Annotated in this window: 18 protein-coding genes; 11 read left to right on the forward strand and 7 right to left on the reverse strand. The window is 73.2% G+C overall.

From position 1 onward, the window contains the following. Positions 1 to 48: 48 nt before the first annotated feature. Positions 49 to 813 (reverse strand): crotonase/enoyl-CoA hydratase family protein, encoded by a 765-nt coding sequence (locus AQI95_RS25225; RefSeq protein WP_067128092.1) that lies wholly within the window; start codon positions 811 to 813, stop codon positions 49 to 51. 169 nt (positions 814 to 982) lie between these two features. Further along, the gene (locus AQI95_RS25230) at positions 983 to 1,954 is read right to left on the reverse strand and encodes a lysylphosphatidylglycerol synthase transmembrane domain-containing protein (RefSeq protein ID WP_067128095.1); all 972 of its coding nucleotides are present in this window, start codon (positions 1,952 to 1,954) and stop codon (positions 983 to 985) included. A gap of 183 nt (positions 1,955 to 2,137) precedes the next feature. Between AQI95_RS25230 and AQI95_RS25235 the strand changes: the two genes are divergently transcribed. The 4 genes from AQI95_RS25235 to AQI95_RS25250 all read left to right on the forward strand — a co-directional run bounded on the left by AQI95_RS25235 (position 2,138) and on the right by AQI95_RS25250 (position 10,309). Further along, the gene (locus AQI95_RS25235) at positions 2,138 to 4,036 is read left to right on the forward strand and encodes an ABC transporter ATP-binding protein (RefSeq protein WP_067128583.1); all 1,899 of its coding nucleotides are present in this window, start codon (positions 2,138 to 2,140) and stop codon (positions 4,034 to 4,036) included. 156 nt (positions 4,037 to 4,192) lie between these two features. Next, entirely contained in the window at positions 4,193 to 5,551 is a 1,359-nt protein-coding gene (locus AQI95_RS25240; protein ID WP_067128098.1) for a lectin, read from the forward strand. Positions 5,552 to 5,577: 26 nt separating this feature from the next. Further along, positions 5,578 to 7,794, forward strand: coding sequence for an RICIN domain-containing protein (locus tag AQI95_RS25245; RefSeq protein WP_208614255.1), 2,217 nt, complete (start codon positions 5,578 to 5,580; stop codon positions 7,792 to 7,794). Between the two features lie 142 nt (positions 7,795 to 7,936). Then, complete coding sequence (locus tag AQI95_RS25250; protein ID WP_067128592.1) at positions 7,937 to 10,309, forward strand: glycoside hydrolase family 65 protein; 2,373 nt, start codon at positions 7,937 to 7,939, stop codon at positions 10,307 to 10,309. Between the two features lie 25 nt (positions 10,310 to 10,334). Here the strand turns inward: AQI95_RS25250 and AQI95_RS25255 are convergent, their stop codons facing one another. The 5 genes from AQI95_RS25255 to AQI95_RS25275 all read right to left on the reverse strand — a co-directional run bounded on the left by AQI95_RS25255 (position 10,335) and on the right by AQI95_RS25275 (position 16,469). Then, complete coding sequence (locus tag AQI95_RS25255) at positions 10,335 to 10,868, reverse strand: hypothetical protein (RefSeq protein ID WP_159056579.1); 534 nt, start codon at positions 10,866 to 10,868, stop codon at positions 10,335 to 10,337. After that, positions 10,865 to 12,040 (reverse strand): hypothetical protein, encoded by a 1,176-nt coding sequence (locus tag AQI95_RS25260; RefSeq protein ID WP_067128104.1) that lies wholly within the window; start codon positions 12,038 to 12,040, stop codon positions 10,865 to 10,867. The genes AQI95_RS25255 and AQI95_RS25260 overlap by 4 nt, the downstream gene beginning before the upstream one ends. A 76-nt stretch (positions 12,041 to 12,116) precedes the next feature. Beyond that, positions 12,117 to 14,333, reverse strand: coding sequence for a hypothetical protein (locus AQI95_RS25265; protein WP_067128107.1), 2,217 nt, complete (start codon positions 14,331 to 14,333; stop codon positions 12,117 to 12,119). Continuing rightward, complete coding sequence (locus AQI95_RS25270) at positions 14,330 to 15,406, reverse strand: hypothetical protein (protein ID WP_067128110.1); 1,077 nt, start codon at positions 15,404 to 15,406, stop codon at positions 14,330 to 14,332. Before AQI95_RS25270 ends, AQI95_RS25265 begins: the two co-directional genes overlap by 4 nt. Before the next feature lie 13 nt (positions 15,407 to 15,419). Then, a complete protein-coding gene (locus AQI95_RS25275) occupies positions 15,420 to 16,469 on the reverse strand; it encodes a protein kinase domain-containing protein (protein WP_067128114.1) in 1,050 nt (349 codons plus the stop codon). A gap of 134 nt (positions 16,470 to 16,603) precedes the next feature. On the opposite strand from AQI95_RS25275, the gene AQI95_RS25280 reads away from it, so the two are divergent. From AQI95_RS25280 to AQI95_RS49890, 7 genes are read left to right on the forward strand one after another with little or no spacing between them, the layout of a single operon-like run. Continuing rightward, positions 16,604 to 17,458 (forward strand): CHAT domain-containing protein, encoded by an 855-nt coding sequence (locus tag AQI95_RS25280; protein ID WP_079071456.1) that lies wholly within the window; start codon positions 16,604 to 16,606, stop codon positions 17,456 to 17,458. Continuing rightward, a complete protein-coding gene (locus AQI95_RS25285) occupies positions 17,455 to 18,093 on the forward strand; it encodes a hypothetical protein (protein ID WP_067128119.1) in 639 nt (212 codons plus the stop codon). Before AQI95_RS25280 ends, AQI95_RS25285 begins: the two co-directional genes overlap by 4 nt. 1 nt (position 18,094) lies before the next feature. Beyond that, complete coding sequence (locus AQI95_RS25290; protein ID WP_067128122.1) at positions 18,095 to 19,108, forward strand: HesA/MoeB/ThiF family protein; 1,014 nt, start codon at positions 18,095 to 18,097, stop codon at positions 19,106 to 19,108. Next, complete coding sequence (locus tag AQI95_RS25295; RefSeq protein ID WP_067128125.1) at positions 19,105 to 20,604, forward strand: effector-associated domain EAD1-containing protein; 1,500 nt, start codon at positions 19,105 to 19,107, stop codon at positions 20,602 to 20,604. The genes AQI95_RS25290 and AQI95_RS25295 overlap by 4 nt, the downstream gene beginning before the upstream one ends. Further along, on the forward strand, positions 20,597 to 21,697 hold the full coding sequence (locus tag AQI95_RS25300; protein WP_067128128.1) for a JAB N-terminal domain-containing protein: 1,101 nt from the start codon (positions 20,597 to 20,599) through the stop codon (positions 21,695 to 21,697). Before AQI95_RS25295 ends, AQI95_RS25300 begins: the two co-directional genes overlap by 8 nt. Next, a complete protein-coding gene (locus tag AQI95_RS46610) occupies positions 21,645 to 22,517 on the forward strand; it encodes a hypothetical protein (protein ID WP_067128131.1) in 873 nt (290 codons plus the stop codon). Before AQI95_RS25300 ends, AQI95_RS46610 begins: the two co-directional genes overlap by 53 nt. Further along, positions 22,514 to 24,427 (forward strand): ATP-binding protein, encoded by a 1,914-nt coding sequence (locus AQI95_RS49890; protein WP_067128135.1) that lies wholly within the window; start codon positions 22,514 to 22,516, stop codon positions 24,425 to 24,427. The genes AQI95_RS46610 and AQI95_RS49890 overlap by 4 nt, the downstream gene beginning before the upstream one ends. The last annotated feature ends 25 nt before the right edge of the window (positions 24,428 to 24,452 follow it).

The raw sequence follows: 24,452 nt of genomic DNA on the forward strand, positions 1-24,452 counted from the left end.
CTGGCCTGCGAGGGCGGTGGCGGGCGAGGGCGGTGGCGGGCGGGCGGTTCACAGGTCGGTGAACGACCCGTGCCGCCCGGCACCCGAGGCGAACCGCGCGGCGCCCCGCGCGCTCTGCGCCAGCACCCCCGCTCCGTACCGGAGTTCGCCGCGCAGCGCCGTCTCCTCGTCCTGCCCCTCCTGGTCGAGGACCGATGCGCGGTCGCTGCGCAGACAGGCCTGCGGGAAGCGGGCGACGGCCGCCGCCAGCGCCTCGGCCTCGGCGCGGGCCCGCCCCGTCGGCACCACGCGGTTGGCGAGCCCCATCTCGTACGCCTCGCGGGCCGGGACCGGCCGGCCGGTGAGGATCATGTCCATCGCCCGGCCGGTGCCGATCAGCCGGGGCAGGCGCACCGTGCCCCCGTCGATGAGCGGCACGCCCCAGCGGCGGCAGAACACCCCGAACACGGCGTCCTCCTCCGCGACGCGCAGATCGCACCACAGGGCGAGTTCGAGGCCGCCCGCGACCGCGTGCCCGGCCACGGCGGCGATCACCGGCTTCGACAGCCGCATCCGCGTCGGCCCCATCGGCCCGTCGCCGTCCTGCGCCACCCGGTTGCCGCGCTCGCCGCCGATCGCCTTCAGGTCCGCCCCGGCGCAGAACGTGCCGCCCTCGCCCCACAGCACCGCGACCCGGGCGTCGTCGTCGGCCTCGAACGCCCGGAAGGCGTCTGCGAGTTCGGCGGCGGTCGGCCCGTCCACCGCGTTGCGGGCCTCCGGCCGGGCGAGCACGACCGTGGTGACGTGCTCCTGCCGTTCGATCCGGACGGGCATGCGGCAACCTCCTTCTGGGACCCCGGTGTCCGGGAGGGCACACCCGGGCGCGTGAGTGACCTGCCAGTAGCTTCTCAGCCGCGAGGCGGGCCGGGGACCCGCGCAGGACGATCCGGCCGGAGAGCGCCGACGGCGTCGGCCCCTTCGCGCGTCGGCGGCGGTCGCGGGGTCAGATGACCTTGAAGCGCACCAGGGCGCCCAGCGTCAGCGCGCCCGGCACCAGCGGCACCCACACCGTGATGATGCGGTAGGCCAGCACCACGGCCGTGGCGACGGCGGCCGGGCCGCCCACCGCGACCAGGGCCACGATCAGCGCCGCCTCGACCGAACCCAGGCCGCCCGGTGTGGGCACCAGGGCCACCGCGACGGTGGCCGCGAGGTAGGCGAGCGCCATGTGCGTGACCGGGACCGGCAGTCGCAGCGCCTGGCCGACCGCGGCGAGACCGGCCGCCTGCAGCGCGGGGAAGGCCAGCGAGCCGCCCCACAGGGCCAGTGCGCGGGACGGCCGGGTGTGCACCGAGCGCGCCTCGCCGAGCGCGTCCCGCACGAACGCGGACACTCGCCTGCGCAGCGGCCGTACCAGCACCACGACGGCCACCGCCACCGCCAGCAGCCCGGCCGCGCCCAGCAGCAGCGGGAGCGACGAGCCGGCCGGCAGCAGGGGGCCGAGCCGCAGCGCGTCCGGGAAGGCGAGCAGCAGCACGGCCAGCAGGCCGAGCCGGCCCACCGACTCGGCCAGCAGATACAGGGCGAGCGCGGCCGAGGAGCGGGCGAGCGGGACCCCGCACACGGTCATGAAGCGCAGGTTCACCGCGCCCGCGCCGAGCCCGGTGGGCAGCAGATGGTTGGCCGAGGCCGCCGCGAACTGGGTGGCCAGCAGCCGCGCCTTCGGCAACGGCTGGATCACCGCGCCCTGGCGGGTGACCGCGGCGGCCACCCAGGTCAGACAGGTGGCGCCGGCCGCCGCGAGCAGCCACGGCCAGGAGGCGGTGCGCAACTGCCCGAAGCCCTCGGCGAGCAGGGCGCGGTTGCGTACGGCGACCACGGCGACGAGCGCGAGCGGCACCAGGCACAGCACCTGGCGGACCGGGACGCGGCGGGGGAGTCCCCGGGGCCATGGGGAGGGCGGGACGGCAGTCACATTCGCAGAGGTTTTCCGCGCCACCCCAACGGCGGATGGCGGATGCGGGGACGGCGGCTTACAGGCTGTGGTCATCAGGGCCTTCGGATCGGGAGGCGCCGGTTCCGGCGAGATCGGAGCGGGTGAAAACAGACGGACATTGACCTCAACGAAGCTTGAGGTTCTACGTTCTCTCCCATGAGCATGGAGACCACCGCTTGGACGCAGCTGCACAGCGTCATGAACGCCCAGGCCGAACGCCGCCCGTTCGCCCGCGCCACAGTGCGCCGCATCGCCGCCTTCGCCCGCCCGCACCGCGCGGGCATCGTCCGGTTCGTACTGTTCGGGGTGGTGACCGCGCTGCTCGCCGTCGCCACCCCCGTGCTCGCCGGACGCGTCGTCGACGCGATCGTGGCGGGGCACGACTCCGGCAGGGTGGTGCGACTCTCCCTGCTCATCGCGCTCGTCGCCCTCGCGGAGGCGGGGCTCGGCATCCTCGGCCGCCGGCTGTCGGCGACGCTCGGGGAGGGACTCATCCTCGACCTCAGAACGGCTGTGTTCGATCATGTGCAGCGCATGCCCGTCGCGTTCTTCACACGGACTCGTACGGGAGCGCTGGTCAGCCGTCTCAACAACGATGTGATCGGTGCCCAGCGGGCCTTCGCCAACACGCTGTCCGGCGTGGTGAGCAACCTGGTCACCCTGCTGCTGACCCTCGCGGTGATGTTCACGCTGTCCTGGCAGATCACCCTGCTCGCGCTGCTCCTGCTGCCGGTGTTCGTGCTGCCCGCGCGCCGCATGGGCTCCCGGATGGCCCGTATGCAGCGGGAGGCGGCGGCGCTGAACGCGGCCATGGGCACCCGGATGACCGAGCGCTTCTCCGCCCCCGGCGCCACCCTGGTCAAGCTGTTCGGCCGGCCCGAGGAGGAGTCCGCGGAGTTCGCCGCACGCGCCGCCCGCGTCCGGGACATCGGGGTGCGCACGGCGACCGCCCAGTCGGTGTTCATCACCTCTCTCACCCTGGTCTCGGCCCTCGCACTGGCCCTCGTCTACGGCCTCGGCGGCTGGTTCGCACTGCACCACACCCTGCAGGCGGGCTCGGTCGTCTCGCTCTCCCTGCTGCTGACGCGGATGTACGCCCCGCTCACCGCGCTCGCCGGGGCCCGGGTCGAGGTGATGAGCGCCCTCGTCAGCTTCGAGCGGGTCTTCGAGGTGCTGGACCTCAAGCCGCTCATCGAGGAGAAGCCGGACGCCCGCGAGGTCCCCGAGGGCCCGGTCGCCGTCGAGTTCGACGACGTCCGCTTCTCCTACCCGGCCGCCGACCAGGTCTCCCTCGCCTCGCTGGAGGAGGTCGCCGCCCTCGACACCCGCGGCGGCTCCGAGGTCCTGCACGGCATCTCCTTCCGCGCCGAACCCGGCGAGACCGTGGCCCTCGTGGGGTCCTCCGGCGCCGGCAAGTCCACCATCGCCCAGTTGCTGCCGCGCCTGTACGACGTCGACACGGGCGCCGTCCGCATCGGCGGGACCGACGTCCGCGACCTGGGCGCCGCCTCGCTGCGCGGCACCCTCGGCATGGTCACCCAGGACGGCCACCTCTTCCACGACACCGTCCGCGCCAACCTCCTCCTCGCCCGGCCCGGCGCCACGGACGAGGACCTCTGGGACGCGCTCGGCCGGGCCCGGCTCACCGAGGTCGTACGCTCCCTGCCCGACGGCCTGGACACGGTCGTCGGCGAGCGCGGCTACCGGCTCTCCGGCGGCGAACGCCAGCGCATGACCATCGCCCGGCTGCTGCTGGCCCGGCAGCGCGTGGTCATCCTGGACGAAGCCACCGCGCACCTGGACAACACCTCCGAGGCGGCCGTCCAGGAGGCCCTCACCGAGGCCCTCGAGGGCCGTACCGCCGTGGTGATCGCCCACCGGCTCTCCACGGTCCGGGCCGCCGACCAGATCCTGGTCGTCGAGGCCGGCCGGATCGCGGAGCGCGGCACGCACGAGGAACTGCTGGCGGCCGAGGGGCGGTACGCGGAGCTGTACCGGACCCAGTTCGCGCAGCGGACCGCGCAGACGGCGCAAGCGGCGGCGGAGGCGCCGTCGGCCTGACCGGTCCCGGCGCCCTCCCCGGCAGGAGCAGCCGCACCCCTTGACTCCACTGGTCCGGACCTTTAGCTTCACGCCTTAAACAAAGCCTGCGGACACCCCGACACCCGCTCTGCCCACCGGTGTCGGGCCGCCCCCCACGTGAAAGGCCGCCCGCTCATGGCCAGACCTCTCCCCGCGGCAGTCTCCCTCGGCGTCCTGGCGCTCTCGGCCGGACTGCTCACCGCTTCCCCCGCCCAGGCCGCCACCGGGACCGTCACCGGACTCGCCGGCAAGTGCCTCGACGTCGCCGGGGCCGACTCCGCCGACGGCACGCCCGTACAGCTCTACGACTGCAACGGCACCGGCGCCCAGCAGTGGACGGTCGGTTCCGACGGCACCATCCGGGCCCTCGGCAAGTGCCTCGACGTGACGGGCAATTCGACCGCCGACGGAGCCAAGGCGCAACTGTGGTCCTGTACCGGCGGCGCCAACCAGAAGTGGACCGTCACCGCCGCCCACGACATCGTCAACCCGCAGGCGAACAAGTGCCTGGACGTCACCGACGACAACTCCGCCAACGGCACCCGGATCCAGATCTGGAGCTGCAGCGGCGGAGCCAACCAGAAGTGGACGGCGCCCGCGAGCGACGGCGGCACCACCCCCTCCGCGCCGATGGCCGTCGCGCCCTACCTCTACAACGGCTGGGGCAGCCCGCCGAACCCCACCACCATCACCCAGGCCACGGGCGTGAAGTGGTTCACCCTCGCGTTCGTGCTCAGCAACGGCTACTGCAACCCGCAGTGGGACGGCCGCCGCCCGCTGACCGGCGGGGTCGACCAGCAGACCGTCACCACCGTCCGGGCGAACGGCGGTGACGTGATCCCGTCCTTCGGCGGCTACAGCGGCAACAAGCTGGAGAGTTCCTGCTCCAGCGCCGGCGAACTCGCCACCGCCTACCAGAAGGTGATCAACGCCTACGGCCTGAAGGCGATCGACATCGACATCGAGGCCGATGCCTACAGCAACGGCACCGTGCAGCAGCGGACCGTGGACGCGCTGAAGACCGTGAAGGCGAACAACCCGGGCCTGAAGGTGTACATCACCATCGGCACCGGGCAGTCGGGCCCGGACACCGGCCTCATCGACCGGGCCGCCTCCTCCGGGCTGACCGTGGACGCCTGGGCCATCATGCCGTTCGACTTCGGCGGTGCCGGACAGAACATGGGCAACCTCACCACGCAGGCCGCCGAGGGCCTGAAGAACGCGCTGAAGAACGCCTACCACTACAGCGACGACCAGGCCTACCGGGACATGGGCATCTCGTCCATGAACGGCATCACCGACAACAACGAGACCGTCACGGTGAACGACTTCCGCACCATCCTCGCCTACGCCCAGCAACACCACCTCGCCCGGCTCACCTTCTGGTCCGCCAACCGCGACCGGCCGTGCACCGGCGGCCCCGCCGACAGCTGCTCCGGCGTGAACCAGTCCGACTGGGACTACACCCGCGTCTTCGCCGGCTACACCGGCTGACCCCCGGCCCCTGAAGGAGAACCCCCGTGCCTCCCCTCTCCCGCCGCCGCAGATCCGCCGTGGTCGCCCTGGTCGCCGCCACGGCCGCCGCGCTGCTCACCGGCGCCTCGACACCCCTGCTCGGCGCCGCGCCCGCGCACGCCGCAACCGCCGGCGGCGCCGCGCTGCCCAGCGGCCTCGCGACCGTCATCGACGCCGCGAGCGGCAAGTGCCTGGACGCCAAGGCCGCGGCCACCGCGAACGGAACCGTCGTCCAGCAGTACGCCTGCAACGGCACCACCGCCCAGCAGTGGCGCTTCACCGACGCCGGCAACGGCTACGTCCACATCGACAACGGCAACGACACCAACCAGGTCGTGGACGTCACCGACGTCTCCACCGCCGACAACGCGCCCCTCCAGCTGTGGAGTTACGGCGGCGGCGCCAACCAGCAGTGGCAGGCCGTGGACGACGGCGGCGGCGCCTTCCACTTCGTCAACAAGAACAGCGGCAAGTGCCTCGACGACCCGGGCGCGTCGCTCGCCGACAGCACACGGTTGGTGCAGTACGCCTGCAACGGCACCGCCGCCCAGCGCTTCCAGGTGGTCCCCGTGACCCAGTCCACGAGCGACCCCGACCTCGGCCCGAACGTCGTCGTCTTCGACCCCTCCATGTCGTCCTCGGCCATCCAGGGCAAGCTGGACTCGATCTTCAAGCAGCAGGAGACCAACCAGTTCGGCTCCCAGCGCTACGCCGTGCTGTTCAAGCCCGGCGCCTACAGCGCGGACGTCAACGTCGGCTTCTACACCCAGGTGCTCGGCCTCGGCCGGACCCCCGACGCGGTCTCGATCAACGGCGCCGTGCACGCCGAGGCCGACTGGTTCCAGGGCAACGCCACACAGAACTTCTGGCGCGGCGCCGAGAACCTCTCCGTCAACCCCACGGGCGGCGGCGACCGCTGGGCGGTCTCGCAGGCGGCGCCGTACCGGCGGATGCATCTGCGGGGCAACCTCGCCCTGGACGACGGCGGCTGGTCCTCCGGCGGCTACCTCGCCGACAGCCTGGTCGACGGCCAGGTCGACTCCGGGTCGCAGCAACAGTGGCTGACCCGCAACTCGCAGCTCGGCGGCTGGACCGGGTCCAACTGGAACATGGTCTTCGTCGGCAGCCAGGGCGTGCCGTCCACCAGCTTCCCCCACCCGCCGTACACCACCGTCGCCCAGAGCCCGGTCACCCGCGAGAAGCCGTTCCTGTACGTCGACGGCTCCGGGAACTACCAGGTCTTCGTGCCGGCCACGCGCACCGACTCCACGGCCACCAGCTGGGCGAGCGGCAGCCCGTCCGGCACCTCCCTGCCGTTGAGCCAGTTCTACGTCGTCAAGCCCGGCGCCACCGCCGCCCAGATCAACGCGGCCCTCGCGGCCGGGCAGAACCTGCTCGTCACGCCCGGCGTCTACCACCTCGACCAGACCCTGAAGGTGACCCGCCCCGACACGGTCGTCCTCGGCCTCGGGCTCGCCACCCTCGTCCCGGACAACGGCATCACCGCGATGACCGTCGCCGACGTCGACGGCGTCAAGATCGCGGGCCTGCTCTTCGACGCCGGCACCACCAGCTCGAAGACCCTGCTCGAGGTCGGGCCGGCCGGCTCCACCGCCTCCCACGCGGCCGACCCGACCTCCCTGCACGACGTCTACTTCCGCATCGGCGGCGCGGGCGTCGGCAAGGCGGCCACCAGCCTCGTCGTCAACAGCGACGACGTCATCGGCGACCACATGTGGATCTGGCGCGCCGACCACGGCAGCGGAGTGGGCTGGACCAGCAACACCGCCGACACCGGACTCGTCGTGAACGGGAACGACGTGACCATGTACGGCCTGTTCGTGGAACACTTCCAGAAGGACCAGGTGATCTGGAACGGCAACGGCGGCCGCACCTACTTCTTCCAGAACGAGATGCCGTACGACCCGCCGAACCAGTCCGCCTGGATGAACGGCTCCACCAAGGGCTACGCCGCCTACAAGGTCGCCGACTCGGTCACCAGCCACCAGGCGTACGGCCTCGGCAGCTACTGCTACTTCAACGCCGACCCGAGCGTCACCGCCGACCGCGCGATCGAGGCGCCGGACAACCCGAACGTCGACTTCACCAGCATGGTCACCGTCTCCCTCGGCGGCACCGGCACCATCAGCCACGTCGTCAACACCACCGGAGGCCCGTCGAACTCCTCGACCAACGTCGCCGACCTGGTCCGCTACCCGTGACACACGGGGTGGCCGTCCGGGCGGCCACCCCTGCCACGGCCGGCGAAGCCCCGCACACCGCCGACCCGGGGCCGGCGCCCGTGTCACCCGCATGGCCCACCACGATGTCGCCTGTCGGGGGCCGGCGCTGCACCATCACACCATGGGGCCGACCTGGGAGTACGACGGCTACCGCCCCGAGGAGGAGCGCCTGCGGGAGTCGATGTGCACCCTGGGCAACGGCTACTTCGCCACCCGCGGGGCGCTGCCCGAGTGCACCGCGGACGACATCCACTACCCGGGCACCTACGCGGCCGGCTGCTACGACCGGCTCACCTCCGAGGTCGCCGGACGCCGCGTCGAGAACGAGGACATGGTCAACCTCCCCAACTGGCTGCCGCTGCGCTTCCGGCCCGCGGGCGGGGCCTGGCTCACCCCGGACAGCGCCCCCGTCACCGAACACCACCAGGCCGTCCACCTCGACGACGGCCTGCTGGAGCGCCGTACCGGCTACGGCCTCCCCGGCGGCGGCACCCTCCATGTGCGCCAGCTGCGCCTCGTCCACATGGGCGACCCGCATCTCGCCGCACTGCGCACGGAGTTCACCGTCGAGGGCGAGGAGATCGACCTGGAGGTCGAGGCCGCGCTCGACGGACGTGTCACCAACGCCGGCGTGGCCCGCTACCGGGACCTGGACGGCCGGCACCTCACCCAGGTGCGCACCGGCACCGCCGCACCCGGTACGGTCTGGCTGCGCTGCCACACCCGTACCTCGCGCATCGAATGCGGCCTCGCCGCCCGGCTGACGGCCGACGCTCCGGTGACGGCGGTGTACGAACCGGAACGGGCCGTCCAGCACATGCGGCTGCGGCTGCGGCCCGCTTCCGATCACCGCGTCACCGTCGACAAGACCGTTGCCCTGTACACCTCGCACGACCCCGCCATCGGCGACCCGCTGGACGCGGCCGTCGACCACGTCGGCGCCGCCCCCGCCTTCGACGCGCTGCGGGAGACGCACGCCACGGCGTGGGAGCAGCTGTGGCGGCGCACCGTGCTGGAGGTCCCCGGCGAGGCGGGCAGCATCCTGCGCCTGCACCTGTTCCATGTGCTGCAGACCCTCTCCCCGCACACGGCCGACCTCGACGTCGGCGTCCCTGCGCGGGGCCTGCACGGCGAGGCCTACCGCGGCCATGTCTTCTGGGACGAACTCTTCGTCCTGCCCTACCTGAACCTGCACCTCCCCGAGGTCTCCCGCGCCCTGCTGCACTACCGGCACCGCCGGCTGGACATCGCCTGCCAGGCGGCCCGCGAACTCGGCCGGCGCGGCGCGCTCTACCCGTGGCAGAGCGGCAGCGACGGCCGCGAGGAGACCCCGCAACTCCACCTCAACCCCCGCTCCGGCCGCTGGCTGCCGGACCACTCCCGGCTCCAGCACCACGTCGGCTCGGCGGTGGCCTACAACATCTGGCAGTACTGCGAGGCGACCGGCGACATCGACTTCCTGCACGGCGAGGGCGCCGAGATGCTGCTGCACATCGCCCGCTTCTGGGCGGACTCGGCCCGCTACGACCACCGCCTCGGCCGCCACCGCATCCGGGGCGTGGTCGGCCCCGACGAGTACCACGACGCCTACCCCGGCGCCGAGGCACCGGGCCTGGACGACAACGCGTACACCAACGTCACCGCGGCCTGGGTGCTCGCCCGCACCCTGGAGCTGCTGAGCGCCCTGCCCGAGCCGCGCCGCCGCGAACTCACCGAGAGCGCCGGCCTGGAGGAGGACGAGCCCGCCCGCTGGGAGGAGGTCTCGCGCACCCTCCATGTGCCCTTCCACGACGGGGTGATCAGCCAGTTCGAGGGCTACGGCGACCTCGCCGAGCTGGACTGGCACGGCTACCGCGTGCGCTACGAGGACATCCGGCGCCTGGACCGCATCCTGGAGGCGGAGGGAGACACCGTCAACCGGTACAAGGCCTCCAAACAGGCCGACGTCCTGATGCTCGGCTACCTCTTCTCGGCGGCCGAACTCCGCTCCCTCTTCCACCGGCTGGGCTACCGCCTCGACGACCGCACCTGGAGCGCCACCGTCGACCACTATCTGCAGCGCACCAGCCACGGCTCCACCCTCAGCGGCCTGGTCCACGGCTGGGTCCTGGCGCGCGCCCGCCGGGCCGACGCCTGGGCCTTCGTCCAGGAGGCGCTGCGCGGCGACATCGCCGACCTGCAAGGCGGCACCACCGGCGAGGGCATCCACCTCGGCGCCATGGCCGGCACTCTCGACCTCGTCCAGCGCGGACTGACCGGTCTGGAGACCCGGGGTGGCGCCCTGTGCCTCGACCCCGTCCCGCTGCCCGAACTCTCCTCCTACGGCTTCTCCATCCGCTACCACGGCCACTGGGGCGTCCATCTCCGGCTGCGCAGCAGCCTGCTGGAGATCGCCGTACCGTCCTCCGACCGCGGACTCATCGACGTCTGCCTGCGCGACCGGGTGGTTCCGGTGGGCCCCGGCGAGACGGCCCGCCTGTCCGTACGCGACTGAGCCCCGTCAGCCCGCCACTCCTGACTCAGCCGTCGTCCGACGAGTGGCAGCGCTTCGGGAACGAGGTGTCTCCGTCGGGTGCGGCCAGGAAGAAGACGTCGATCCTGACCTTGCCGGACGGTCCGCCCTTCCAGTAGCCCCGCTTGGGGGCGTGCTCGAAGCGGGAGAAGCCGTCGGTGATCACCGAGTTGACCTTGTCGGCGGCGTCCTGGCCCGGCCCCGGATCGGGCGCCGTACCGAAGGAGAGCACGAACCCCGCGGTGCGGTCCGCCACCCCGGCGCCGCGCAGCTGCGCCCCGAACTGCTGCCGCACGGACGCGGCGCTGCCCGTCCGCACGGTGAAGCTGCACGGCTTGAGCACCAGCCCGCGCTCCGCCGGCTGGGTGCTCGGCGGTGGGCTGGACGGCGCGCTGGGCGACGGCGTCGCACCCGTGCGCTGCTCGCGCGGGAGCGAGCCGAGGGCGATCACGAGCAGCAGCAGAAGCAGATCGGCGAAGAGCCACCCGGCGAGCAGCACGGTGCGCCCATCGGCCGCCCGGCCGGGCGGCCGACGGCTCACGGCCGGCCCCGGTACGGCGGCGGGTCGGCGTTGTCCAGCCCGCCGGCGGGAAGATGGCCGGGGCGGCTGTCGAGGCGGTCCACGAGCTGCCAGATGCCCCGGGTGGAGTCGACCAGGTTCTCCGCCCGCTCGGTGAAGACCAGCAGGGTCTCGCCGAGACCGCGGGCGAGGTCCCGGACCGTGGCGACGGCGAGGTCGTGCCGGTGGATCTCCTGTCCGGTCGCCTCCTGGGTGCTTCGCAGTTCCGCGACGAGCGTTTCGATGGCGGCGCGCAGCTTCGCCTCGTCCTCGGCGGTCTGCTCCCGGATCCGGATCAGGTCCTGGGCCAGTTGGCCGGGCGGGGTGAGCGTCCGGATCAGCCGGGTCAGCTCGTCGACCGTCTTCGTCCAGCCGTCCAGCGCGGTCTCGATCCTGCTGCCGGGTCCCGTCTCCAGTACGGCCGTGATCTCCTCGGAGGTCCGGCGCAACGCCGTCACCAGGGTCTCCGTACCGGCGTTGAGCTGCGAGGCGAGCTTGTCCGCGCTCCGGGTGTCCAGCGGCTTGCCGGCCGGGCGGGCGGGCGTGGAGAGCAGGAACGTGGCCAGGGCCAGCTCGGTCGCCAGCAGCCCGCGCTCCTCCTCGCGGGAGAGCCGCCGCTCCCGGCTGCGCTGCAGGGCGTGCAGCGTCAGGGTCAGCACCACGACGACCAGGATCAGCAGCGTGACATGGAGCGCCGAGGTGCCCAAGGTCACGGTGGTCGGCTCGGGCGGGCTGCCCTTCGGGAACCCACGCGCCCAGCCGAGCAGGAAGGGGTCCTCGCTGCGGGTGGCGTCGTAGGCGTCCAGCGCGCCGCGCAGCCGCCACCAGGTGAGCGCGATGGGCGCGAACACCAGGACGTCGCGGGTGACGCCCAGCCAGCCCTCCAGGGTGCCGCGGTCCTTCGCGGGCACGTCCGGGAGCAGTACGTCGGGCGGGTAGGCGGTGACCAGATCGGTGCCGGCCAGGGTGGCACCGCCCCGTTCCAGGTCGGCGGCGACGCGGTCGAGGACCCGGGTGTCGGAGCCGTCGGCGCGGGCGCGGTCGGCGAGGACCCGGATCCGGCCGGCGATGCGGTCGAGTTCGGGGTCGGAGCCGGTGCGCTGCGCGGGAACCGACCCGTGGTTCGGCGGTGTTGCCTCTTCAGTCGATGTCATGCGGCGTCATTCGTGTCGTCCGGCGGGCTGCGTGAGGAGGGGATGCGCGCGGGTGTGTGCGGGAGGGGCGGGGAGGTCAGGGCACGGAGGTCAGCAGGACGTAGCCGACCGCGCAGAGCAGGACGAGGACGAGCGCCGTCACGAAGAAGAGGCTCACGCCGTCGAGTTGGCCCAGCCCCCCGAACCCGCGGTGCCGGTCGTCCGACGGCGCCTGCGGGGCGGCCCCGCCGTGCGGGTCGGCCGTACTCCAGCTCGGCTGCCGCGGCGGGCCGGGCGGGTCCCAGCGCGCGGGGTCCGGGACGACACCGCCGCCGGCCTGGTGGGGGGCCGCCCGTGGGCTGGTGGCGGAAGCATGCGACTGCGCGCCGCCGGGGGTGTCCGGATGCGCCCACTCGGCGTGCGTACGGGTGGCGGAGGCCGACGCCGGGTGCGAGCCCGCACCCGTGGCGGCCGGATACGGAGGGTACGAGCCCGGTGCGGCCGAGACCGGACCGGCCCCGGCGGACCCCGGCCGTGCGGTGGGTCCGGTGGGTCTGCCGGGCACCGGAGCGCCCGTGCGGGGAGCGGGCCCGGACCCCGTGGCACGGCTCGCGTAGCCCTCGGCGCGCAGGCACTGCTCCGACAGCTCGTAGCGGATGGGCTGCTCGGCCGCCTCGTCCGCGGCCAGCTCCAGCGCGGCGGCGTACAGCCCCAACGGCGCGTGGGCGCCCGCGCGTCGGACCAGGGCCTCGGCGTCCGCCCGGCCCAGTCCGGAGCCGTACGCGGCGATCAGCAGCTGGCGGAAGCAGTCGACCTCCTTCGCGCGGTCGCCGGCGGCGATGCGATCGACGGGGCCGAGCAGCAGACCGCGGTCGTACCACAGCCGTGCGGCGTCCGGGCGCTCCCCGGCGTCGGCGAGGCGGTGCAGCACCATGCGCATCGCCTCCGGGAACCGCTCCGCGTACTCCTTGACGAGGTCCATCACCTCGTGCGCCGGGCTGGCGGCGAGCAGACCGGCGCGGTCCAGCGCGGCGGCCGGCACTCCGAGGTACAGGGCCACGCCCAGCAGCCACCAGTCCTCCGCGCGGCTCAGGTCCAGGCCCTCGCGCGGCAGCCGCCGGAAGAAGACGTCGGTCACCACGGAGGCCGGGGGTTCCGCCTCGTGGGTGGCCTGCAGCAGCATCTCCGGTGTCCGCCCGGCCAGGCAGGCCTCCACGGCCTCGCTCACCAGCAGGTCCCGCAACTCGTGACGGCGTACCGCCCGCTGCTCCAGACGGCGCCAGCGGCGCAGCGCGGCCATCAGCCACTCGGCCGGCTGCTTCCTCAACTCACCGGCGAATCGGGCCCGTTCGGACACCAGGACGCCCCGCGCGACGGCCCGGTCCAGCAGGTCGTCGTCGAGGAAGACGTCCAGCCGCACCCGCGGCTCGGCGATCCGGCCGTCCACGATCGGCACCGAACGCCGCCAACTGCCCACGTCGTCCGCGGTGTGCAGCGGATGCGCCGGCCGGATCCGCTCCAGCGCCGCGTGCCCGGCCTCTCGGTACAGCTCCACCAGCTGCGCGGCGAACCGGGCGGTGTCCGTGTCCGGGGGAGCCTCGCCCACGTCGACGCGCCGACGCTGGTTGATGTACATCGACTGGGGTGGGCGGGCGGCGAGGAAGACCACCCGCGGCTGATGGCTGCCCTTGTCGGTGGACTCCCGGCTCGCGAAGGTCCACGGCCGCCCGGAGACGGGCCCGGCGATGTCGAGCAGGGCCGTCATCGTGGGCAGCGCGAGGTGCGGCCGGGTGATCACGCTGAACTCCGCGGCGGGCTCGGCGAGCACCTGGGCGAGGAGCGTGGTGAGCTGCTCGTCCGGGACCTCGGTGACCCGCTCGCGCAGCGCCGCGAGTCCGGCCCGCGCCGCCTCCCGGAGGGCTTCGAGGTCGAGCGGCGCGAGGCCGGCTCCGGTGCCGTCCGGTTCGCGGTCCCGCCAGCCCGGCCAGTCGTGCAGTCCCAGGGCGAGCCGGGCGTCGATCGCCGGCGGGTCGCCGACCAGGACGTGGGTCAGGGTGGCGCCGCCCCGGCCGTGCGGATTGCGGGAGGGCAGCTTGCGCAGGACGGCTGCCTCGTCCTCGAAGACCAGGTGGACCAGGCTGGCCGTCTCCTCCGGCTGCTCGCCCTGGCCGTCCTGGGTGGCCCAGACGTACTGGAGCCGCTTGGCCCAGCGGTCGATGGTGCGCACCCCGGAGTGGGCGACGGGGCGGACCCCGGCGTTGCCTTCGTGGTCCCGTTCGGCCCAGCCGAAGAGGATCTGGTCGACCGTCGTCATCGGACAGCTCCCTGGCCGAGGTCGGTGGGGCCGAGGACCCCGCACATGGCGAAGAGGGCGAGCATGGGTTTGAGGGTCCGGCGCGGCACGAAACTCCCGTGCGGGGAGCGCTGGACGCCGTCCGCCTCGACCGCCTTGTGGCCGGTCGCGGTGGCGAAGTGCAGTGTGGAGCGGGCGCAGCGCACGAACGGGGCGAGCCAGCCGCGGGCGCCGCGCGAGCTGAGGAAGGCGTAGGCGTCCTCGCTCTCCTCCTCCACGGTGGCCAACTGCAGCTCCTCGTCGGGGGCGGCGTTCTGGAACCAGCGGTCGACGACGGGCTCGTGGTGGCGCAGCAGATCGCACTTGCCGATCACGACGGCGGCCGGCAGCGGCAGGAACTGGGAGCCGTCGACGCCGCGCAGCCGCCCGATCTTGTCCAGTACGACACCGAAGGACGGGTCGCCGGTGACGCCGCCCGTGGCCGTGGTCAGCCCGCGGATACGAGTCGGGTCGACGACGAAGACCAGCGCGCTGACCGCGCCGAGGAACGGCACCTCGGCGTCGTGGTCGGCGAGCCACTCGCCGGAGACGTCGAAGAAGGCGACGGCGAAACTGCGTCCGGTGTTGCTGTTGTGGATCCACAGGGCGTCGGTGAACTCCGGTGGCTGGGCCGGGGTGCCGGCCAGGCCCTGGCCCTGGTCCAGGAAGGGACGCACGACGTCCCTCAGATAGCGCTGGTGCAGTTTCAGGTCGAGCCCGCCGACGACCAGGCCGAGGCGGGCCATCCGGTCGACGTCGGAGAGCATGCCGAGCATGGCGGCGAGCAGATGACTCTTGCCGGCGGCGGACTCGCCGACCACGCCGATGACCAGGGGCTCGCCGAAGTCGCCGTAGCGGCCGGGCAGGACGTGCGGCTCACCGCCGCCGGCGCACAACCGGTAGGCGTCGAGCCGGCGGTGGTTCCAGCGGACCTCGTCCTCGCCGTCGCGCCGGACGAGTTGTTCGGGTCGGCCGTCGGCGTTGAGGGTGACGGTCTCGGCCCTCTCCCAGTCGACCATGTCGAGGCAGATGGGGCACCTCACCTGTGCTGTCATGTCCCTCCTCCTCTCAGACCAGCGCCAGGACGACGATCAGCAGGCCGAGGAGCGTGACGGCGAGGACGACGGACCCGATCACGGTCTGCCGCCGGCTGCGCGCGGGGGGCCGTGCCGAGTGCGGGGCGGGGTGGCGGGTCGTCGCGTCGTACGGCGTCCGCGACAGCTGTTCGGTGAAGGCGCGCTGCCGGGCCCGCAGCTCGCGGAAGTGGTGGCGGGCCTGCTGTTCCAGCTCGGCGACGCGGGGCGCGCGGTGCGGGCCCGGGCCCGGTGTGGCGCTGCGGCCGGCCTGGGTGTCGCGGCGCAGCTGGAGGGTGTACCCGGTGACGCGGTGGCGGGCCTCGTCGGTGAAGACCCCGTCCAGCAGGGTGCGCAGACTGCTGTCGAGCCAGCGCACCCGGTCGCGCATCTCGGCGGCCGAGGTGGCCTCCTCGCCGGTGGCGAGATGGAAGAGGACGGCGCCCGCGGCGTACACGTCGTCCCGGCAGTCGGCCCGGCCCTGGCCCATGGCCTGTTCCGGGGACCGCCACGGATCGGCACCGGCCGGTCCGCCGCGCGGTTCGCCCTCGTCCACGGCGTGGCCGAAGTCGGCCAGCTGGACGGCGTTCCCGTCCCACCACAGGTTCTCGGGCCGGATGTCGCGGTGCACGAGCCGTAAGTCGCCGAGGTGGCGCAGCACCGCGAGGACGCCGTCCGCGACGGTCCACAACTCGCCCGGCGGCAGCGGCAGTCGGTCGGCCGCGGTGGACAGGGGACGGCCGCGCCGCGTGGCCACCAGGAAGGGCGCCCGGCCGTCGGGGCGGTAGCCGACGACGCGGCTCAGCTCGGGCGGGTAGCCGATGACGCCGAGCCGGCGCACCAGCACATCGGCCGTTCTGATGCTCCGCTCCAGCTCCCGGCGTGCCGCGTCGGTGTGGGCGATGCGCTGCACGACGTGCTCACCGCCGCCGTGCACCAGCAGACCGTGGCGCTCCCGGAATCCGTCCCGGGCGCTTTCCGACTGGTGATCGAAATCGACCTCGAAGATCGATTTCCCGGCATCGCGGCCACCACAGGTGATCATTTCCAGACGCTCGATCAAACCCGCCCCCGATAAGTGTGCTGCGGAATCCGAAACTACACCCGCGACGCGTCACTGCGCGTACCCTTCTCACCAACGGCCTATGACGCAACGGTGGTTGGCTCGGGGGACGACAGATGGCCAGTCCGACATGGAAACAACTGCGCGATGCAGGCGCATTCGAAACACTGGGCGAATTATTTCCGGATGTGGTGAGCGGTCACGCATTTCTCGAGGACCTCGGAATCAGCCCCGCCGTGCTGCCGCCGTTCGCCCCGCCGCTGCCCGCCGCCTCCTGGTGGCGCACCGTCTGCCGGACCGTGGAGCAGGGCCGGTTCGCGGGCGTCGCGCTGGGCGACCTCGTCGACGCGGCGGCCGCCCTGTATCCCGGACACCAGGGCCTCGCGGCGCTGACCGGCCGGGGCGCGCCGACCGCGCTGCGGGTGCTGTGCCTGCTGCCCGCCCCGCTGGACGAGGCCAGGCTGCGCCTCGGCGCCGAGCAGCGCCTCGTCCGGGAGGCCGCGGACCGCTCCGCCGGCCGACTCACGGTGCAGGCCCAGCCGGCGGCCCGCGTGGCCGACGTCCTGCCCCGGCTCCAGGCCGTACGACCGCACATCGTGCACTTCGCCGGGCACGGCACCGACGACGGGCAACTGCTCTTCGAGGACGAGACGGGCATCTCGCAGCCGGTCCCGATCCAGGCACTGGCCGGCGCCCTCGCGCTGTGCGCGCCGCTCGTCTGCGTCGTCCTCAACTCCTGCTGGTCGGCCGCGTACGCGCAGGGTCTGCTCGACTGCGCCGACACGGTCGTCGGCACCCGCGGCGAACTCGACGACGACGCCGCGCTCGCGTTCGCCGAGGGCTTCTACGGCTCCCTGGCCCACTCCACCGACGTCGACCGCGCGTGCGCGGCCGGCCGCGCGGCCCTCGGCCTGCGCGGCCACGGCCCGGACGCGGTGCACCAGGTCTCCCGAGGGAGCCGAGCAGCATGACGACCCCCGACCCGCCCACCACGACCTCCGCCCCGGCCGGTGTCGCCAGCGCCTTCGACCGCGGCCTGCAGCGCGGCGACAACCCGCAGGTGGCCGGCGCCGACGGACCGGCCTCCACCACCCTGGACTCGCGCTGGCTCGGCACCTGGCGGCGGCCCGGCTCCCAGCGCCGCGGCCCCTGCCGGGTGTGCGGCCACACCTTTCGACTGGACGACACCGTGTATCTGCGCCACACGGAGGACGGCAGACTGACCGACGTCACCCATCACCTGCGCAATCTGCCCTGCAGCGGCGAGGCCCCGCCCGCCGGCCCGCCCGACCCGGGGGCCCAGGCCGCCTTCTTCCGCGGCGTCGACACCGCCGACCCCCGGCCCGACACCCTGCACACCGTACGGCTGATGCCCGGCGACCCGGTGCTCGGACAGCCGACGCTGCGCAACGCCTGCTTCGTGTGCACACACACCTTCCGGCTCTTCGAGACGGTGGTCGTCTGCCCCTGCTCGCCCGAGGCGCCCGGCTGCCGCAAGGCCGTCCACCAGGACCCGGCGCGCGGAGTCGGCTGCTTCGAGCAGTGGCGCAGCGAACTCACCGTCCAGCAGTGCCCGATGAACTTCCGCACGCTGAGGCGGAGCTGACATGGGACGCTTCGACCGGCACACGCTCATCGCCGGCTGGGACCAGCGGCGCCTCGCCGAGGCGACCGTCGTGATCTGCGGGGTCGGCGCGCTCGGCGGCCAGTGCGCGCAGGCCCTCGCCCTCGCCGGTGTCGGCCGGCTGGTGCTGTGCGACCCCGACGACGTCGCGGAGTCGAACCTGAGCCGCGCCCCCCTGTTCCGCGCCGACGACATCGGCCGGCCCAAGGCGTCCGTCGCGGCCCGCCGGCTCGCCGAACTGTCCCCGGTGACCCGGGCCGAGGCGCGGATCGCCTCCCTGGTCAGCGGGGTGGGACTGGCGGAACTGCGGGAGGCCTCGCTGGTCGTCAGCTGCCTGGACAGCCTGGCCGCCCGGCTCCAGCTCGCCGGCCGCTGCCACCTGGTGGGCGCGGCGCTGCTGGACGGCGGCACCGGCGCCTGGGGCGGCGAGGTACGGCTGTACGAACCGGACGGGCCCTGTTTCGGCTGCGGCCTGACCGCCCGCGACCGCGCCGCCCAGGACGACCCGTGGGCCTGCGCCGACGCCGTCGTGGCGGAGGCCGGCGCCTCGGCGCCCGTCTCCGCGCTGATCGGCTCCTGGCTGGCCGTCACCGCGGTACGCCTGCTGTGCGGTGCCGCCGTCCGCCCCGGTGTGATCCGCGTGGACGCCGCCGGCGGCACGGCGACCCCGGTCACCGCGCGCCGCGCCCCCGACTGTCCGCTGCACACCCGTATCCCCGCCGAGCTGGTGGCCGCCGTCCCGGACACGGCGCTGTCCACCCCGGCCGACCTGACCGACCGTCTCGCCCCCGAGGAGACCGTGATGACCTGGGCGCCCTTGCCCGGTTCAGCGCCCACGCGCGAGTCCACCCGGCTCGCGGACGCGCCCCCGCGCACCCGGCTCGCCGATCTCGGCGTGGCACCGCGCGAGATCCTGCCGGTCCTCGCGACCGGGCGCACCCGCGCAATCCGCTACCTGGAACTGGCCGAGGCGGACGGGAAAGGAACGCCCCGATGACCTACGAAGCGGGCAAGCTGCCCCCTGAGATCAAACGCGTGCTGGTCGACGCGCTCGCCGAGCTGTACCGCACCCAGAACCAGGCCGAGGAACTGCTGGAGGACATGGACTTCCCGCCGCAGACCCGGCCCCGCTGGGACGCGGCCCAGGACATCGTCGCCTACTGGCGGCAGGTGGTGCGCGCCCTCGAACTGGGCGCCGTGCAGCGCGGCGGCGTACGGCAGTTGCTGGAGACGATGCTGCGGCGCTGGCCCGGCAACCAGGAGCTGCACAAGATCCGGGACTTCCTCGGCGAGGAGGGCCGGGAGCAGGCCGGCGCCGACGGCAACGCCGACACCCTGTACCGGACGGTGGAGTTCGTCGGCAGCGAGGAGTACCCGGAGCTGCTCCGGCTGGTGCGCGAGCTGGTCGACGCCGACGCCGTGCAGCTGTACGCCGGCCACCGGCAGGCCGCCTACCGGGTCGCCGAGATGCCCCCGGACCGGGTGGAGGTGCTGCGCGAGCGGGCCGCGCGCATCGCACCGGGCGTCGAAGTCCTCTACGGCGAGTACGACTTCCGTCCGACCCTGTACACCCGCCTGGAGGTCATGGGCCCCGACGGCCAGCAGTTCGAGATCCCGTACGTGCCCAACACGACCCTGCCCGGCGAACTGGTCCCGGCCGTCTGGGCGCAGTACCGGCCGGAGGTGGCCCAGGACGCCAACGGGCATCTGCTGCGCGCGGTCGTCGACTACCGCGACGAGAGCGGCGAGGCCCGCCGCCTGGATCCGGAGCAGCCGCTGTACAACCAGGGCGTGCGCGACGGCGGCCGGCTGCAGATGTCGGCCGAGTCCACGGCCGGCGTGGACAGCTGGCTACGGCTGGAGGCACTGACCCGGGCCCGCGACGACATCGTGGACTTCGCCGAGGAGCACGAGGAGTTCACGCTTCTCGCCATGGACGACGACAGACTCCCGCTGGAGTACACGGCCCAGCTGCACGTGCCCGGCTTCGCCCCGCCGGACGACCTGGAGGCCTGGCCGCTCGAACCGCGCAGCATCGACCAGCACGAGCTGGTGATCTGGATGCCGTCCGAGTTCCCCATCCAGGCGCCGCGGGTGCTCTGGCGCTCCGACGTGTTCCACCCGAACATCGCCCGCGACGAGGACCGCAAGGGCGCGGTGTGCCTCGGCCCGCTGATGACGGACTACACACCGGACCTCAGCATGTACTCGCTGTGCCAGATGCTCATCGACATGGCCCGCTACCGCAACTACGAGATCCTGCCCCACGACTACAAGATGGCCATGGACTTCGACAGCCTCGTGCAGGACATCATCGAACGCGGCGGATACCTCGACGCGGGCGCCGCCGCCTGGGCGTTCTCCTGGGAGGGCCAGGAGCGCATCAAGGAGATCGGCGGCACCACCTGGCTGGCCCGCGCGGGCCTGACCGAGCGGGCCGACCGGTCCCGGTTCCTGTCGGTCGAGCGCGTGGAGGCGACCCCGGATGAGTGAGGAGAACCGCGCCGGCACGGCCACCGTGCTGCTCTACAAGGGCACCTCCTTCGACCTGGTGGGCAAGATGACGCTCTCCTCGCTGATGGTCGAGGCGCTGCGCCGGGACCTGCCCGGTGGTGACCAGGAGGAGCCGCTGATCATGCATCTGCGGTACGTGCGCAGGCCCGATCCCCGGCTCGTGGACGGCCCGCGCACGATCCACAACCTGCGCAGCCAGATCGGCCGGCTCGGGGTGATCGTCTCCCAGGGCGGGGAGACCCTCATCGACCGCGAGTACCCGGTGCGGGAGCTGCTCGGCCCGGTCCTGCAGCACGTGGTGCAGCAACTCGACGCCGACGAACAGGTGTGGGGCTTCTGCATCGACCATCCCTCCCTCAGCGGCCTGGCACTCGGACGCTCGACCCCCGAGGTCGAGGGCACCATGGACCTCAACCTCCGCGAGAGCAGGCGCAGTTTCACCGTGCGCAAGGTGGCCGAGCCGCCGGTGCCCGGGGTGGACCCCGCGGACCTCGGCATCGACACGACCGGACTCGGCCAGGTCACGGTCCTGCTCTCCGGCGACATCCGGAGCCATCTGCACGAGATGAAACTCTCCCACCGGCTGGAGGAGGGCGGCTTCCTGCTCGGCACGGTCCGGCGCGTCCTCGGCCCGGACCCCGCCGACCGCGCGGAACGGGCGAGCGACAACGGCGAGAGCGCGGCCGACCGCTACCTGGTGGAGATCAACGAAGTCACCCCGGCCGAGCACTCGGGCGCCGGAGCACTGCACTTCACCTTCACCGGGGACTCCTTCCGCGAGGTCAACCAGCGCATCACCGCCTCCGGACAGGACCGGCAGCTGATGGGCTGGTACCACACCCATCTGTTCTCGGGGAACGACTCCGGTCTGTCCAGCATCGACGTCGATCTGCACCTCGGCACCTTCCGGCAGCCCTGGCAGGTGGCCGGACTGATCAATCTCTCCGGTGACGACCGGTTGCTGCGCTTCTACGCACGGTCCGGCGACTCGGTACGCGAATGCGAACAGTGGGTGAAAGATGACCGCGGTCGATACCGCCGTACGCGTGCTGTTGTGGTCGACGGCCGCTGACGGCGGCGCGGACACCCGACCGGCGCCGCCCGAGGGCGAACTGACGGATCCCCAGCACCTGGCCGTGCCGCCGCCGGACGTCGTCACGGCCGTCGTCCGGCTGGCCGCGCGGTCCGCGGCCCGGCTGCGCCTGGACGCCCTCGTCTCCGGTGAGCGGCGCCCGGTCGGGGCCGGCGCCCTGCTGCTGGCCGCCGCGGTCGGCGGCCGGGCGCAGCCCCACCCGGCGGCCGAGACGGTACGGGCCGTACCGACCGCCCGCTCGCTGTGGGACGTGCTCGCCTACCACGCGGTGGTCGCGCCCGCGCTGCCGCACATCGGCGACCCGGTGCTGGCCGGCCGGCTGCGGGCCGCCTCACCGCTCACGGCCCTGCTCGACCGGCCCGACACGGTCGGCGAGGCGGCCGCCGAACTCCTCCTGGAGGACGTGCTGTTGACCCACCCGCAGGGCCGCCGCCTGATCACCACCGTCTACTGCGAGGCCCCGGCCTCCCCGGCGCAGGCCCTGTGGCGCGGCCGACTCCTCGACCAGCTGCGGATGAGCGAGCGGGAGCTGGTGATCGACGTGTACGAGGCGGCCCTGCTGCGCCACACCGAGGCACATCTGTCGCTGATCCGCCGCGCCCGGGTCGGCCTGACCGTGCCACCCGACCTGGCGACGGCCCGCCCGGTCGCGTACTGGTGGGCCGCGCTCGCCCGGCTGGAGCGCTCGCACCGCCGGCGCTTGCGGGCCCGCTCCGGTATCGGCACCGACTATCTCGCGGGCGTACGCCTGTACCGGCAGGTGGAACAGCTGGAAGCGAGTGGGGGGAGTCCCGCATGACCACGTCCGTGCGCCGCATCTCCGTCGTCGCCCCGGACCAGGCGTCCCTGGCGGCGCTGCGCCGGCAGCCACCGCACATCACCGTCGGCCACGCCCTGGCCTCGGGGCCGTATCTGCTGCTCCTCCCGCTCCCGCCGGGCTGGGACGTGCTGAGCTGGGAGACCGTCTCACCCGAGCTGCTGCTCCAGGCCGACCTGCCGCACGGCACCCCGCTCTACCCGCCGGCGTACGCGTCCCCGGCGCCCCCGCCGCCCGACCTGACCAAGCGGGGCGGCGCGGAGCCCGCCGACGCGCCGCCCCGCGAACGGGCCGCGCCGGAGGAGCCGGTGTACCGGCACCCGCAGCCCGAGGAACTCCACGAGGACCAGGCGACCGTCCTCGCCTACGGCCGGGACATCGCCCAGGTCGCCTCGCTGCTGCGGGCCCGGCTGTCCGTGCTGGTCGTGGCCGAGAAGCCGGTGGTGCCGCACCTGTGGCGGGAGATGGCCTCCCGCGCCGGACTGCGGGCCGAGGTGCTGGAGGAGCCCCCCGAGAACGAGGACGACGCCCCGCAGGAGCAGCCGCCGCCCGGCGATCCGCTCATCCCGATGCAGCAGAACCCCCGTCAGCGCCTGCTCGCCCGGCTGCGCGAACTGGTGCGCGGCCTCAACGACGACACCGTGCTCGTCGTCCAGCACCTCGACCTGCTGGCCGGCGGGTCCGACGGACAGCTCTCCCCGGAGGCGCGGGAGGTGACCGAGCTGCTGCACGGGGCGCCCGAGCGGGTGATGCTCGCCTTCGCCGCGCCCTCGCTGTCGGTGCCCGAGGTGCTCGCCGAGCGGTTCAGCACCCGCGTCACGATCACCGGTGTCCCGCGCACCGTACGGTTCCGCGACGACCAGGAGGAACAGCCGCTGGGCCGGGCCCTGGTGTCGGCCGGCGAGGCCGAGCGGTTCGACCGCTACGACCCCGTCGAGTTCTACAAGCACGTCGCCGGCATGAACCCGGTCCTGCTGCGCCAGGCCATGCGCTACGCCATCAGCGTCCACAAGGACCACCCGGCGCCGGTCGCCCGCGACCTGTACTCCACGATCCGGGCGTTCAAGGCCCAGATGTCGAGCAACTTCGAGGTGCCGGACGTCGGTTTCGACGACATCGCCGGCTACGACGAGGTCAAGGCGCACATCCAGCGGGCCATCGACATCGTGATGGGCCACCACCGGCTGCCCCCGCAGTACGACCATCTGCGCACCAAACTGATCCCGCGCGGCTTCATCTTCCACGGCCCGCCGGGCACCGGAAAGACCCTGTTCGCGAAGGCGATCGCCAACCGGATGAACGCCACCATCCTCGTCGTCTCCGGCCCGGAGGTCATGGGCACCTACGTCGGCGAGAGCGAGCGCAACGTCCGGGAGATCTTCGCCGAGGCCCGCCGCAACGCCCCCTCGGTCGTGGTCTTCGACGAGTTCGACTCCATCGCCTCGCGCCGCTCGGAGCACTCCGACGGCGGCACCCGGGCCGGCAACGCCGTGGTCGCGCAGATCCTCACCGAGATGGACGGCTTCCGGCCGGAGGTGCCGACCCTGGTGATCGGCACCACCAACCGGCTCAACCTGATCGACGAGGCCCTGCTGCGGCCGAGCCGCTTCGAGAGCATCGCCATCGACCTGCCCAACGACGAGGCCCGGCTGAAGATGATCAACCTGCACGCGGCGAAGTTCGGCATCGACGTCGGCGGCGGCGTGGACGAACTGATCGCGTCGGCGCTGCGCGGACGCAACGGCGACGACATCCACTCGGTCTTCCGGGACGCCTTCGTCGCCGCCCACTTCCAGGACCCGCCCGTGGCGCCTACGCCCGAGCAACTGGGCCAGATCGTGGGCCAGTTGCAACGCAAGCGGCGCGAGCAGCGCCGCTCGGGCAGGCGCTGACGCCATGGCGATCACAAAGGCCACG

This window comes from Streptomyces yokosukanensis, assembly GCF_001514035.1.
In the GTDB taxonomy this organism is placed as follows: domain Bacteria; phylum Actinomycetota; class Actinomycetes; order Streptomycetales; family Streptomycetaceae; genus Streptomyces; species Streptomyces yokosukanensis.